This is a genomic window from Streptomyces ureilyticus (assembly GCF_011045025.1).
Lineage (GTDB): Bacteria > Actinomycetota > Actinomycetes > Streptomycetales > Streptomycetaceae > Streptomyces > Streptomyces ureilyticus.
This window is the reverse complement of record NZ_JAAKZX010000011.1, coordinates 38,980-52,457: the sequence shown is the minus strand read 5'-3', so window position 1 is coordinate 52,457 and position 13,478 is coordinate 38,980. Positions and strand designations below refer to the sequence as shown.

Below are 13,478 nucleotides of genomic sequence, written 5' to 3'. Positions count from 1 at the left end.
CCTTTAAGCCCGCTTTCGCCTTCACCTGATGGTCTTGGTCACGTACCCGATGTCGTCCCATACGGCTGAAGGAGCCACCGACCATGACACGTCGTACCCGTAAGACAGTTGTCGTCGCCGTCACCGTGCTGGCCGCCGCGGGCCTGGCCGGAGGCGGCGTCGCCATCGCCGCCGACGGCGACGAACCGACGCGCGACAAGGTCGAGTTCGTCGTCGAGGAAGGCACGTCGAACAGCGGAACCAGCCTCTACGACCGCGAGGACTGCCCCGAGAAGGACGGGACCGGCGGCAGCAGCCCGTCCGAGTCCACGGGCGATCCCGCCGAAGCACTGTGACCGCCGCATGACCGCCGCATCCCCGTCCCCCGGAGGCCACGAGGACCGCGCGAGCCGTCAAGGCCGCGCAAGCCTTGACGGCCGCGAAAGCCTTGACCGCGAAGGCTTCGAGGGCCGCGAAGGCAAGCTTCTCGAAGAGGCGCTCTTCGAGGTCAAGCGGGTGATCGTCGGCCAGGACCGCATGGTGGAGCGGATGTTCACCGCGGTCCTGGCCCGTGGGCACTGCCTGCTGCAGGGCGTGCCCGGTGTTGCCAAGACGCTCGCCGCGAAGACCCTGGCCGAGGTCGCGGGCGGAAAGTTCGCGAGGCTCCAGTTCACCCCGGACCTCGTACCGTCCGACATCTCCGGCACCCGGATCTACCGGCAGTCCAGCGAGACCTTCACCGTCGAACCCGGCCCCGTCGTCGCGAACTTCGTCCTCGCCGACGAGATCAACCGCGCCCCCGCCAAGGTGCAGTCCGCGCTCCTCGAAGTGATGGGCGAGCACCAGGTTTCCATCGGCGGCACGACCATCCCCGTACCCGAGCCGTTCCTCGTACTCGCCACCCAGAATCCCATCGAGTCCGAGGGCGTCTACCAACTCCCCGAAGCCCAGCGCGACCGCTTCCTGCTCAAGGTGGAGATCGCCGCCCCGAGCGAGTCCGAAGAGCTGGCGATCCTCTACCGGATGAGTGTCGACCCGCCCCGGGCACGCCCCGTCCTCACCCCGGAGCGGCTGATCGCGCTCCAGCGCGCCGCCGATGAGGTGTTCGTGCACCACGCGATCGCCGAGTACGCGGTACGGCTGATCGTCTCGACCCGCGAACTCGCGGGCCGCGACGGCCGGCTGGCGCACGGCGCGGGACCTCGCGCCACCCTCGGCCTGGTCGCCGCCGCCCGCGCGCTCGCCCTGCTGCGCGGCCGCGGCTACGTCCTTCCCGAGGACGTACACGATCTGGCTCACGAGGTCATCGCGCACCGGCTGGTGCTGTCCTTCGACGCGCTCGCCGACGGTGTCGGCGGAGCCGAGATCGTCGACGAGGTACTGGCCGCGGTGGAGCAGCCGCGGGTCAGTCCGCGCCACGACCTCGGGCCCGACCCTCAGGAGTATGTGGCATGAGCGGCAGCACCCCGAGCCTGCGCGAACTAACCCCCGAACAAGCCCTGAAACACCTGGAGCTGCTCTTCACCCGCCGCCCCGACGGCCTCCTCCAGGGCGATCACACAGGGCTTGTGCCCGGTCCCGGCAGCGAGGTGTCCGAGACCCGTCCGTACGTCATCGGGGACGACGTACGCCGGATGGACTGGAGCGCCACCGCGCGCACCACCGTCCCGCACGTCCGGCTCACCCTCGCCGACCGCGAACTGACCACCTGGATCGTCCTCGACGCCTCCGCGAGCATGGACTTCGGCACCGCTCAGATGGAGAAGCGCGACCTGGCCGTCGGCGCCGCCGCGGCCGTCGCCTTCCTCACCGAGCGGGCCGGAAACCGGATCGGCGCCCAGATCACCGGCCCCGACGGCATCCGGCGGATCCCACCGCGCACCGGCCGCGCCCACCTCCTCAGAGTCCTGCGCGCCGCCCTGGACCGGCCCCGCGTGGCACCCGGCCCGCCCGTCGCCGGCCAGAGCCTCGCCGACGCCCTGTACGCGCTGCGCACCCTGCCGGGGCGGGGACTCGTCGCCGTCGTCTCCGACTTCCTGGAGACGGGCTGGGAGCAGCCGTTGCGCACCATCGCCCACCGCCACCAGCTGCTCGCGGTCGAGACGGTCGACCCCCGCGAACTGGAGCTGCCCGACGTCGGGTTGCTCACCGTCGTCGACCCCGAGACCGGCCGCAAGCGGGAAATCCCCACCAACGCACGGCGGTTGCGTGAGCGGTACGCCGCGGCGGCGCAGGAACAGCGGGCGTTGATCAAGGCCTCCATACGCCGGTCCGGCGCGGCCCATCTGCGGCTGCGTACGGATCGCGACTGGGTGCGGGATGTCGTACGCCATGTCGCGGCCCAGCGGCGCAGGGCCGGAGGCGGTGCCGCGTGAACGCCCGGCGGGTGAGCGCCACGTCACCGCCGTCCGCATCCGTCCTCCGGGAGCTGCCATGAGTCTGCGTTCCCCCGGCTGGCTGCTGCTCCTGGTGCCGCTGCTCGCGCTGATCGCCGTGTATCTGGTGGTGCAGCGCCGACGCGGCCGGTACGCCGTCCGGTTCACCAACCTCGATCTGCTGGACAAGGTCGCGCCCAGGCAGCCCGGCTGGCGCCGGCATGTCCCCGCGGCCGCCTTCTGCGCCATGGTCGGCCTGCTGATCGTCGGCTTCGCCCGGCCCACCACTGAGGTGCAGGTGCCGCGCGAACGGGCCACGATCGTCGTCGCCTTCGACGTCTCGGCCTCCATGGAGGCCACGGATGTTGAGCCGACCCGCTTCGAGGCGGCCCAGCAAGCCGCCCTCGCCTTCGTCGACCGGCTGCCCGAGCGCTTCAACGCCGGGCTCGTCCCCTTCAGCGGCAGCGCCAGCGTGGCGGTGCCGCCGACCACCGACCGGGCCGCGCTGCGCACCGCCATCGAACGGCTCGCCACCGGCGAGGGCACGGCGATCGGCGAGGCCGTCGTCGCCTCGCGCGACGCCGTCCGCATGCTCGACCGGGAGGCCGAGCGGCGCCCGCCGCCCGCGCACATCGTGCTCCTGTCGGACGGCTCCAACACCACGGGCCGCTCCATCGAAGAGGCGGCCCAGGAGGCGGCCGGCGACCGGATCCCCGTCTCGACGATCGCGTACGGCACGGAAGGGGGCACCATTGAGCTGCCCTCGGGCGACAGCATCCCCGTCCCTGTGGACGGGCCCGCTCTGGAGAGCCTCGCCTCCAGCACCGGAGGCGACTTCCACGAGGCCGCGACCGGAGAAGAACTCCAGGCGGTGTACGAGGACATCGGCAGCTCCGTGGGGCATCGCACGGAGGAACGCGAGATCTGGCAGTGGTTCGTCGCGGCGGGGCTGCTTGCGGCCTTGGCCGCCGCAGCTACTTCGTTGCTTTGGTTCTCGAGGTTGCCGTGAGGCGGCGGCGTTTCGCTGGAGGGCGGTTGGGAGGTGCGGGTGCGTTGTGGCTGGTCGCGCCGTTCCCCGCGCCCCTTACGGGCGCTGGTCGAGCCCTGCGGCGGAGCCACGTGTGTTGCACCCCCGCGAGCCTTACGGGGCGCTGGTCGCGCCCGTGGTGGGGAGGAGCCGCATGTGCCGCAGCTTCGTAACCCGGAAGGGGCGCTGGTCGAGCCGCAACTTGAAACAGCCCTGTGTGCCCCTACAGGGGTCCGCGGTGACCTAGGAGGAGCTTTTCGTGTCCGACAACCGATACACCGGCCACCCGGAACCCGCGGCCCCTCCGGGCGCTGGGCCCGACGGTCGCGATCATCCGTACGGTGACGGCGGAGCTGACGACGGCTGGTCGAGGCCGGAGGCCGACGGCGGGTACCCCGGTCTGGCCGCCGCGCGCAGCGACCCGTTCGATCGTGCCGACGTCGGCGACGCGGACCGGGTCGCGCCTTCGCACGAGCCGGACAGCGGTATGGAGCCGGGCGCCCAGGGCGGCGGCCCGTCCTCGAGTGGGCCCGCCCAACCCCCGCACGTCGGCCTCGGCGAGCCCCGCGGGCCCGCGTTCGTGCCGGGGCGGCCGCCGCCGGCCTTCGGGCCGGCACCGCATGCCGACCGGACGCCGGAGGCGTATGCGTCGCCGTACGCCGGCCCGCAGCCACCGGCCCCGCGGGCGCCCCGTAAGCCCCGGCCGGTCGTCGCGGCCGTCCTCGCCGCCGTGCTCGCGGGTGGGGCTGCCGGGTACGCCGCCGGGGGCTTCGGCGAGTCGGACTCCGACGCGCCCGCCGCCGCGCAGGACGTCGGTGGGCTCGAAGCCGTCGCCGCGCGGGTGCTGCCCAGTGTGGTGTCGATCCAGACGGACGACGGGCAGGGCTCGGGGTTCGTGTTCGACGAGCGTGGCCGGATCCTCACCAACGCGCATGTGGTGGCGGGCAGTTCGGAGGTGTCGATCGAGCTGCAGGACGGCCGGCGGCTTCGTGCGGACGTACTCGGTGACGATCGCGCCAACGACGTGGCCGTCCTCGAACCCGAGACGGCACGCGGTCTGCGCGCCGCCCATCTGGCCACCGGCGCCCGGCCCGGCGTCGGCGACACCGTCCTCGCCATCGGCTCCCCGCTCGGCCTGAGCGGAACCGTCACCTCCGGCATCGTCAGCGCCCTCGACCGCTCCGTACAGCTCGGCGAGGGCGGCGGGCGACGCCCCGCCCTGCAGACCGACGCGTCGATCAACCCCGGAAACTCCGGGGGACCCCTCGTAGACGCCCGCGGCCGCGTCATCGGCATCAATACGGCCATCGCGACGTTGGACCAGCAACGCGGTGGTTCCATAGGCATCGGGTTCGCGATCCCGGTCGCCGACGCCAGGGAAGCCGCGCAGGCGATCATCGACGGAAGCTAGCGGCAAGGGGTGGAACACCATGAGGCTTCTGGTGGTCGAGGACGAAGAAGACCTGGTCGTCGCGCTCAAGGTCGGCCTCGTCAGGGCCGGGTACGCCGTCGACGTCGCCCCGGACGTCGACACGGCCACGGAGAAGCTGGCCGTGAACGACTACGACCTCGTCCTGCTGGACCTCAATCTGCCGGACGGCGACGGGTTCGCGGTGTGCCGGGCGGTACGGGCGACCCAGGGCGGCCCGCGCATCCTGATGCTCACCGCCCGCGACCGGCTCGCCGACCGCGTCCGCGGCCTCGACGAGGGCGCCGACGACTACCTGGTCAAACCCTTCGCGCTGCCCGAACTCCTCGCCCGTATCCGCGCCCTGCTGCGCCGCGAGGACGGCGGCACCTCGGTCGTCGAGGTCGGCGAACTCCGCCTGGACACCGCCCGCTTCGAGGCCTTCCGCGGGGACCGCCCACTCCACCTCACCCCCAAGGAATTCGGCGTCCTGCACTATCTGATGACCCGTCCAGGCCGCGTCGTACCGGCCGAGGAACTGCTCGAACACGTCTGGGACGAGAACGCCGACCCGTTCACCAACACCGTGCGGGTCACGGTCGGCTCCCTGCGCCGGAAGATCACCGGAGAAGAGGAGCCCCTCATCGAGACGGTGATCCGGCAGGGCTACCGCCTCAAGGAGGACAACGGGCTCAGGGAGGACGCGGGATGACCGGCCCCCGCCGCCGGGGCCGGCTGATCGCCCCACTCCGGCTCGTACGGGCGAAGCTGCGCCTGCCCGCCTTCACCCACACCATCCGCTTCCGGCTCACCGTCCTCTACTCCGGCCTGCTGTTCGTCCTCACCGCCCTCGTCCTCGGCGCGACGTACTTCGTCGTCGAGCGCAGCGGCGAGGCGCACCCGGTCAGCGATCAGTTCCGGGCGAAGAAGTACGTGAACGGCGTCTACTGGGGCGAGGTCGACGCCGTGAAGCTCAAGGAGGTCGAGGCCGCCGTCAACTACGCGACCCTGGACAACCTCCGCAGCTCCTCCTTCGTCGTACTCGGCGGCCTCGCCGTCACCAGCCTCGCCATCGGCTGGATCCTCTCCGGCCGCGTGCTGCGTCCCGTACGGGCCATCTCCCGTACGGCCGCCGACATCCAGGCCACCGACCTCTCGCAGCGCATCCGGCTCGACGGGCCGAAGGACGAACTGCGCGACCTCGCCAACACCATCGACTCCATGCTCGACCGGCTCGACGAGGCCTTCCAGGCCCAGCGCCAGCTCATCGACGACGCCTCGCACGAACTGCGCAGCCCGCTCGCCATCATCCGCGCCAACCTGGACGCGGTGCTGACCACCGAGGAGTCCGACGAAGCGGAACGCAGGGCCGCCGCCCGCAGTGTGGACCGCGCGACGACCCGTATGACCCGGCTGGTCGAGGACCTGCTGGCCACGGCCCGCCGTACCGCGCCCGCGCTCGCCGACGCCGACGTGGACCTGGCGGCGGCGGCCGGCGAGGCCTGCGAGGAGTTCGCGCCGCTGGCCACCGAGCGCGGTCTCGTCCTGTACCGCAGCCTCGCCACAGGCCTGACAGTCATCGGCGACCACGACGCGCTGCGCCGGGCCATGGGCAACCTGCTTTCCAACGCCGTACGACTCGCTCCACCCGGCACCCGCATCACCGTCTCGGCGGGCCGCTCGGAGGGCTGGCTCTGGACATCCGTACAGGACGAGGGCCCCGGCATCTTGGACGACGACCAGGCCCGTGTCTTCGACCGCTTCTGGCGAGCGAGGAGCAACGGCGGCGGCCGAGACCGCCACGCGGGCCTGGGCCTCGCCATCGTCCGCCAGATCGTGGAGTCCCACGGCGGCCAGGTCCGTCTCTTCTCCCGAATGGGAGAGGGCTCAACCTTCGTCCTGTGGTTCCCGGCACCGGGCGCCGAGCACGTGGACGGCGGGCCGCCCGAGGAGCAGCCCGCCGTCTGACGCGGTCGTAAGTGACTTACGCCGCTTTTGCCTTGGTGGCGTACATGTCGACGTACTCCTGACCCGACAGACGCATGACCTCAGCCATCACCGAATCGGTGACCGCCCGCAGCACATACCGGTCACGGTCCATCCCCTCGTACCGCGAGAACTCCATCGCTTCCCCGAAGCGAACCGTGACGCGGCCAGGCCGCGGAATCCCGGCGCCCCCCGGCTGCAGCTTGTCCGTGCCGATCATCGCGAACGGAACGACCGGCGCACCGGTCATCAGCGTCAGCCGCGCGATACCCGTACGACCTCGGTACAGGCGCCCGTCGGGGGAGCGCGTGCCCTCCGGGTAGATGCCGAAGATCCGGCCCTCCTCCAGGACCCGACGGCCGGTCATCAGCGCCGCGACCCCGCCGTTGGCGCCGTCCCGGTCCACCGGGATCATGCCGACGCCGGTGAAGAACCAGGCCATGACGCGGCCCTTCAGCCCTTTCCCGGTCACGTACTCGTCCTTGCCGATGAAGAAGACCTGCCGGTCGCAGACCAGCGGCAGCACGATCGAATCGATGAACGTCAGATGGTTGCCGGCCAGGATGACCGGTCCGGAGCCCGGGATGTTCTCCGCGCCTTCCACTCGTGCGCGGAACATCAGGCGCATGATCGGTCCGAGCACTGCCTTGATGAACGCAAAGCGGGACAACGGGCCCTCCGGTGTCAAGGGGAAGTGAAGAGTCTCTGCAGGTGAGGACGATACTCGCGCCACCCGGGGTGTTGCACACCGGGTTCACGGAGTGGATACGCAGTGTCGCTACTTGTTTACCTGGGGTGGCGCGCTGTTGCACGCCCGACACCTGTACGAGATGTGTGACAAATGCCGCAGCCATCGAGCCCGGGTTCCCCTGACTCCCGCACCTCATACGACACTCAGCATCATCCGTGTATTCCGTCCCAGGTCTCCCATCCGTCACCCAAGGGCACCTACGATCGTCCGGATTTGGCAGGTGCAGGGCAGCTATGGGAGGAGCGCACATGGGGACGCAGGGGTCGGACGAGCAGGGGCGGGGCACGAGACGGCGGGTGCTGCTCGGGGCCGCGGTGCTGGGCGCGGGCGGAGCGGCTCTCGGGCTGCCCGGCACGGCCGCAGCCGCCGAACGGCACGGCGGCGGGTACAAGAGCCTGCCGGTGCCGACGATCATCGGGCATCGCGGCGCCAGCGGCTACCGGCCGGAGCACACCCTGGGCGCGTACCAACTGGCCCTCGACATGGGCGCGCACGTCATCGAGCAGGACCTCGTCCCGACCAAGGACGGCCACCTCGTGTGCCGCCACGAGAACGACATCACCGGCACCACCGATGTCGCGGACCGCCCCGAGTTCGCCGGCCGCAAGACGACGAAGAGCGTCGACGGCGCGTCCTTCACGGGCTGGTTCACCGAGGACTTCACACTCGCCGAGCTCAAGACGCTGCGCGCCAAGGAGCGCATCCCGGGCAACCGCCCGCACAACACGCTGTACGACGGCCGCTGGGACGTCCCCACCTTCGAGGAGGTCCTGCGCTGGGCCGAGCGGGAGAGCCGTAAGCGCGGCAAGGAGGTGTGGCTGCATGTCGAGACCAAGCACCCCACCTACTTCCGTGGCCTTGGCCTCGGTCTGGAGGAGAGGCTCGCCAAGCTGCTGCGCAAGTACGGCAAGCACAAGAAGAACTCGCCCGTGTTCCTCCAGTCCTTCGAGCCCAGCAGCATCCAGCGGCTGAACAAGCTGGTCGGCAACCCGCTCGTCGTGCTGCTGTCCTCCGCGAACAGCCGCCCCTGGGACTTTGTGCAGGCCGGCGACCCGCGCACCGTCGCCGACCTCGTCAAGCCCGAGGGCCTGAAGTGGATCGCCTCGTACGCGCAGGGCCTCGGCCCGACCCTCGACCTGATCATCCCGAAGGACGCGAGCGGCAAGCTCACCAAGCCGACCACCCTCGTCAAGGACGCGCATGCCGCGGGCCTGATCCTGCACCCGTACACGATGCGCAACGAGAACACCTTCCTGCCCGCCGACTTCAGGAAGGGCACCGACCCGAACGCCTACGGCGACGTCTTCGGCGCCTTCCAGGTCTACTTCGAGACCGGCATCGACGGCGTCTTCACCGACAACCCGGACACCGGACTCCTCGCCCGCGAGGACTTCGTCAACGGCTGAGGTCAACTGCCGAGCGTCGATGCACCAGTTGGGGTGATAAACGGTCGCTCCGGGCAACCTCTCCCGGGGCGACCTCGTCGTTCCGCATATGACGCATGACATGTCTGCCCCGGATATGGCGGCCACGTATAGGTCCGCCAGGTCCGCCATGGGCATGGTCGCCGAGCTGAGCCCGCTGCTCGCCGCCGAGGTGTCCGCGGAGGCCCATGCCTCCGGGGCCGAGCCCGGCGACCTGGAACAGGCCGTCTGGCTGCGGTTCTTGGAGCGCCTCGACGCGGACGGCCCGCCCGCCGACCCCGCCGACTGGCTGCGCGTCGCCGTCCGTACCGAGGCCCGCCGCACCCGGCGCACCGCGAGCATCGAGCTGCCGTACGTCACCGAGCCCGCCGACGACAGCGGATCCGGCCCGGAGCAACTCGCACTCACCGCGGCCCGGCGTCGCGCCCTGCACTCCGCCGTACGCCGGCTCCCCGGTCGCTGTCCGCGTCTGATGGCCGCGCTGTTGTCCCCGCAAGACCTGACATACCGGGAGATCGCGGGGGAGTTGGGTATCTCACAGGGCAGTCTTGGCCCGGAACGTTCCAGATGCCTGGGATGTCTGCGTCGAATGCTCACGGGGGAGGTTGCGCCCTGGTGAGCGCGGGGATAGGAGTGAGGGACAACCGGCGGAACAGGTGAGCGGGAGGCATGCACACATGGGCATGAGCGTGACCATCTCGGGGGCGACCGAGCAGGACGCCGAACAGATCCTCAAACTGCAGTTCCTCTGCTACCAGAGTGAGGCCGAGCTGTACGGCGACTACAGCATCGAGCCCCTCACCCAGACCCTCGCCTCCCTCAAGGCGGAGCTGGCGAGCGGCACGGTCCTGGTGGCCCGGCTCGGCGACGAGGTGGTGGCCTCGGTGCGCGGCTCCGTCGACGCGGACGGGACGGCGCGCATCGACAAGCTGATCGTTCACCCGCGTATGCAGCGGCACGGCCTGGGCGGACGGCTGCTCGACGCCATCGAGGCGAAGCTCTCCGAGGGTGGCGCGGTCAAGAACTTCCAGCTGTTCACCGGGCACCGCAGCGAGCACAACCTCCAGCTGTACCGGCGGCACGGCTACGAGGCCGTGGCCAGGCGCCGCGTCCACGAGCGGCTCACGCTGGTGACGCTGGCCAAGCCGGTGGCGGCAGGCGCGTTCGTCGCCAGCGCCTAGCCCTGCTCCCCGGCAGGCACCTCGGTACGCGCCTTGCGCAGCCAGAACATCGCCGTCACCGGGAGCAGCACCGGGATGAACAAGTACCCCATGCCGTAGTCCGACCACACCGTGGCGTCCGGGAAGGCGGACGGGTCCACGAGGGTCCAGGTGCCCACGGTCAGTACGCCCACGAGCTCGGCGGCGCAGCACACCAGCGCCGCCTTGCGGGCCGTTTCGCCGCCGCGGACCAGGGAGTACGTGATGAAGCCGTACACGAGGCCCGCGACCGCGGACAGCGAGTAGGCGAGCGGCGCCTTGTCGAACTCCGTCGCGATCTGCACGACGGAGCGCGAGACGGCGCCGACGACCATCACTCCGTACAACCAGACCAGCAGCATGCCCGGACCGCCGATGAGCCGCGTCCGCGCCGGCTTCTCCTCGGCCACAGGCACCTCAACCTCCCCAGATGTCATAGAGCCGCACCTGCAGCACGGCGAGCACCACACCGCCGGCCGCGACCGTCACCGAACCCCAACGGGTGCGCTCCGCAAGTGACATGAAGCCCGCCGCCGGGATACAGGCGAAGGCCCCGATCAGATACGACACGAAGATCGTCGTGCCCTGCTCCGGCTTCTCACCGCGCGCCAACTGGACGATCCCGACCACCAACTGCACCAGGGCGAGCAGTGACACCACCGCCATACCGATGAAGTGCCAGTCCTTCGTCGGCTGGTCGCGATAGGCGGCCCAGCCGCACCACGCGGCGAGCACGAGCGCGGCGACGGCGGTCGCCCACGTCAGGGCATCAAGCATGCTCAGACCCTATAAGGGGCCCTTGCACTATGCCCGTCCGGGGCGCGCGGCCTGGCACCGCACCTCGCCGCGTTGCACGGCACCAGACCACGCGCCCTGATCGGACGCTCATGGTGCAAGGACCCCTTGGCCAAAAGACGTGGCTCCCGCGCCCCGGCCCGTGCTCCTGACCGCCCCGTGGTGCGGTTGGGTGCTCCGATGCTGCATGCTGGGCAGTTCAGCAGGCCCGATGGTCCCTGAAGGTTACGGAGTGGCGCATGACGAACACCTTCCCCGACGTCTCCCTCAGCACGGATCGGTTGGTGCTGCGCCCTCTTGAGGACGACGATGTTCCCGCCCTCACCGAGATGATGAACGACGAGCTGGTCGGAGCCTGGACATCGGTGGCACAGCCCTTCACCGAGGACGCCGCCCGCACCTGGGTCAGCGAGTCCGCGCCCACCGAGCGCACCGAGGGCCGGGGTCTCGACCTCGCCGTCACCGAGTTCCTCACCCAGCGCCTGGTCGGCGTCATCCAGCTGAGCAAGGCCAACTGGCACGTACGCGCCACGGAGATGTCGTACATCATCGCGCCCTGGGCCCGCGGCGAGGGCTACGCCTCCGAAGCCGCGCTCGCCACCGCCCAGTGGCTGCTGCGCGACCAGAAGTTCGAGCGCCTGGAGCTGCGTACGGCGGCCGACAACACCGCCTCCCAGCAGGTCGCCCAGAAGATCGGCTGTATCAGCGAGGGCGTCCTGCGCGGCGCCTGTATAGCCAGGACCCGCACGGAGGACGGCGGCTGGGCCGACCTGCGTACGGACTACATCGTGTGGAGCCTCCTCCCCGAAGACCTCGACGGGGTCGGCGAGCAGTCCGACGACTCCGGCGGTTTCACGTACTCCGACTGGAACTGAACCAAGGGGGCGATCGCCGCGACCCCCGCCCACATCACCACAAGTCACCAGGTACGCTCACGGGGCTCCGCACACTCCCCCACTTTCGACGACCTGCGAAGACTTCAGGAGACTGACGACGATGGCCGACCGGGTCACGGTGATCGGCTGGGACGGCTCGCCACTGACCGACGCGGCGCGCTCCGCACTCGGTGCCGCCACTCTGGTGGCCGGCGCGGCCCACCATCTGGCGCTGCCCGAAGTACCGCCGGCCGCCGAACGCATCAGGCTCGGCAGCGTCGCCCTCGCCGCCCGCCGTATCGCCGGACACCGCGGCACCGCCGTGGTCCTCGCCGACGGCGACCCGGGCTTCTTCGGAGTCGTACGCACCCTGCGCGCCCCCGAGTTCGGCCTCGAGGTCGAAGTGGTGCCCGCCGTCTCCTCGGTCGCCGCCGCCTTCGCCCGAGCCGGAATGCCCTGGGACGACGCCCAGGTGGTCGTCGCCCACCGCCGCACCCTGCGCCGCGCGGTGAACGTGTGCCGCGCCCACACCAAGGTCGCCGTCCTCACCTCGCCCGGCGCCGGACCGGCCGAACTCGGCCTGCTCCTCGAGGGAGTTCACCGCACCTTCGTCATCTGCGAGGAACTCGGCACCGACCGCGAACAGGTCACGATCCTCACTTCCGACAAGGCCGCCGACCACACCTGGCGCGACCCGAACGTGGTCATCGTCATGGGCGGACCCGTCGCCCCGGCCGGGCACGGCGGCTGGATCGCCGGACGTGACCCGGGCGCGGGCCCGCGCGGCTGGGCCCTGCCCGCCGAGAAGTACGGCGGCGCGGTCGGCGAGGGCGAGAACGAGCCGCTGCGCGCCGCTCAACTCGCCCATCTGGGGCCGCGCGTGGGCGACCTCGTATGGGACATCGGCTCCGGCAGCGGCGCCTTCGCCACCGAGGCCGCGCGCTGCGGCGCCGGGGTCATCGCCGTGGACCGCGACCGGGACGCCTGCGCCCGCACCATGGACGCCGCCCGCCGCTTCGGCGTACCGCTCCAGATCGTGCACGGCACCGCGCCGCACATCCTGGAGAACCTGCCCGAACCCGATGTCGTACGCGTCGGGGGCGGAGGTGCCGCGGTGGTGTCCGCCGTCGCCGACCGGCGCCCCCAGCGGATCGTCACGCACGCCGCGACACGCGACGCGGCCGAACTCATCGGCAGGGACCTGACGGAGCATGGCTATCAGGTCGAGTGCGCGCTGCTGCAGTCCGTCGAACTGGACACGCGGGCCTGGACGGAGAAGGAACGCAGCGTTGCTTTCCTACTCACCGGCAGACTGCCCGTTCGCAACCCGTGATCCTGTTGTCGTACCGCTCGCGGTAGGCTGGCCGACCGTTGTACTGCGTCGGCTTGTCCGAAATATCGTCGGTCAATGTCCGGAAAACGGGCCCGAATTGGGGTCCGCGTGGTACGGCGGTGCTGGAGGGCGCGCAACGTGGCGCAGTCCACAGTGGTGCCGTGGTGGATCACGCTGCCAGGGTGACCGGCCGACAGCGACAATGCCTGTTAATGGCTTTGTCGACTGGCCGTTCGTGCCGCCCGGCACAGACGGTCGTTCTTCACTGCGGGCGGTCGCCGCGCCGCTCCGGACGAGCAGGTCGTAGAGCACAAACCGAGCGAGGG

General features: G+C 70.7%; 15 protein-coding genes. 12 read left to right on the top strand and 3 right to left on the bottom strand.

From position 1 onward, the window contains the following. The first annotated feature begins 83 nt into the window (after positions 1-83). The 7 genes from G6048_RS05710 (at position 84) to G6048_RS05680 (ending at position 6,757) form a co-directional block, all read left to right on the top strand. Positions 84-335 (top strand): hypothetical protein, encoded by a 252-nt coding sequence (locus G6048_RS05710; protein WP_165338333.1) that lies wholly within the window; start codon positions 84-86, stop codon positions 333-335. Between the two features lie 7 nt (positions 336-342). Beyond that, a complete protein-coding gene (locus G6048_RS05705) occupies positions 343-1,434 on the top strand; it encodes an AAA family ATPase (RefSeq protein ID WP_165338332.1) in 1,092 nt (363 codons plus the stop codon). After that, a complete protein-coding gene (locus G6048_RS05700; RefSeq protein ID WP_165338331.1) occupies positions 1,431-2,354 on the top strand; it encodes a DUF58 domain-containing protein in 924 nt (307 codons plus the stop codon). The genes G6048_RS05705 and G6048_RS05700 overlap by 4 nt, the downstream gene beginning before the upstream one ends. 58 nt (positions 2,355-2,412) lie before the next feature. Continuing rightward, on the top strand, positions 2,413-3,363 hold the full coding sequence (locus tag G6048_RS05695; protein WP_165338330.1) for a VWA domain-containing protein: 951 nt from the start codon (positions 2,413-2,415) through the stop codon (positions 3,361-3,363). A gap of 277 nt (positions 3,364-3,640) precedes the next feature. Continuing rightward, positions 3,641-4,792 carry a S1C family serine protease gene (locus G6048_RS05690; RefSeq protein WP_328825680.1) on the top strand — a complete coding sequence of 384 codons (1,152 nt, stop codon included), beginning with the start codon at positions 3,641-3,643 and terminating at the stop codon, positions 4,790-4,792. A 19-nt stretch (positions 4,793-4,811) separates the two neighbouring features. After that, positions 4,812-5,501 carry a response regulator transcription factor gene (locus tag G6048_RS05685; RefSeq protein ID WP_206341215.1) on the top strand — a complete coding sequence of 230 codons (690 nt, stop codon included), beginning with the start codon at positions 4,812-4,814 and terminating at the stop codon, positions 5,499-5,501. Beyond that, entirely contained in the window at positions 5,498-6,757 is a 1,260-nt protein-coding gene (locus G6048_RS05680) for a sensor histidine kinase (RefSeq protein ID WP_165338329.1), read from the top strand. The genes G6048_RS05685 and G6048_RS05680 overlap by 4 nt, the downstream gene beginning before the upstream one ends. A 16-nt stretch (positions 6,758-6,773) precedes the next feature. Here G6048_RS05680 and G6048_RS05675 read toward each other — a convergent pair whose 3' ends face one another. Further along, positions 6,774-7,463: a lysophospholipid acyltransferase family protein gene (locus tag G6048_RS05675; RefSeq protein ID WP_165338328.1), complete on the bottom strand. Its 690-nt coding sequence runs from the start codon at positions 7,461-7,463 to the stop codon at positions 6,774-6,776. Between the two features lie 311 nt (positions 7,464-7,774). Between G6048_RS05675 and G6048_RS05670 the strand changes: the two genes are divergently transcribed. From G6048_RS05670 to G6048_RS05660, 3 genes are all read left to right on the top strand, one after another. Then, positions 7,775-8,932, top strand: coding sequence for a glycerophosphodiester phosphodiesterase (locus tag G6048_RS05670; protein ID WP_165338327.1), 1,158 nt, complete (start codon positions 7,775-7,777; stop codon positions 8,930-8,932). Positions 8,933-9,032: 100 nt separating this feature from the next. Continuing rightward, entirely contained in the window at positions 9,033-9,569 is a 537-nt protein-coding gene (locus G6048_RS05665) for a sigma-70 family RNA polymerase sigma factor (protein ID WP_235989495.1), read from the top strand. A 58-nt stretch (positions 9,570-9,627) separates the two neighbouring features. Next, a complete protein-coding gene (locus tag G6048_RS05660; protein WP_165338326.1) occupies positions 9,628-10,131 on the top strand; it encodes a GNAT family N-acetyltransferase in 504 nt (167 codons plus the stop codon). Here the strand turns inward: G6048_RS05660 and G6048_RS05655 are convergent. Together G6048_RS05655 and G6048_RS05650 are read right to left on the bottom strand one after the other, a co-directional pair. Then, complete coding sequence (locus G6048_RS05655; RefSeq protein ID WP_206341214.1) at positions 10,128-10,586, bottom strand: hypothetical protein; 459 nt, start codon at positions 10,584-10,586, stop codon at positions 10,128-10,130. The genes G6048_RS05660 and G6048_RS05655 overlap by 4 nt on opposite strands. After that, positions 10,567-10,926, bottom strand: coding sequence for a hypothetical protein (locus G6048_RS05650; protein WP_165338325.1), 360 nt, complete (start codon positions 10,924-10,926; stop codon positions 10,567-10,569). The genes G6048_RS05655 and G6048_RS05650 overlap by 20 nt, the downstream gene beginning before the upstream one ends. 257 nt (positions 10,927-11,183) lie before the next feature. Here G6048_RS05650 and G6048_RS05645 point away from each other — a divergent pair, with 257 nt between their 5' ends. Continuing rightward, a complete protein-coding gene (locus G6048_RS05645; protein ID WP_165338324.1) occupies positions 11,184-11,819 on the top strand; it encodes a GNAT family N-acetyltransferase in 636 nt (211 codons plus the stop codon). Positions 11,820-11,940: 121 nt separating this feature from the next. Continuing rightward, complete coding sequence (cbiE, locus tag G6048_RS05640; protein WP_165338323.1) at positions 11,941-13,152, top strand: precorrin-6y C5,15-methyltransferase (decarboxylating) subunit CbiE; 1,212 nt, start codon at positions 11,941-11,943, stop codon at positions 13,150-13,152. The last annotated feature ends 326 nt before the right edge of the window (positions 13,153-13,478 follow it).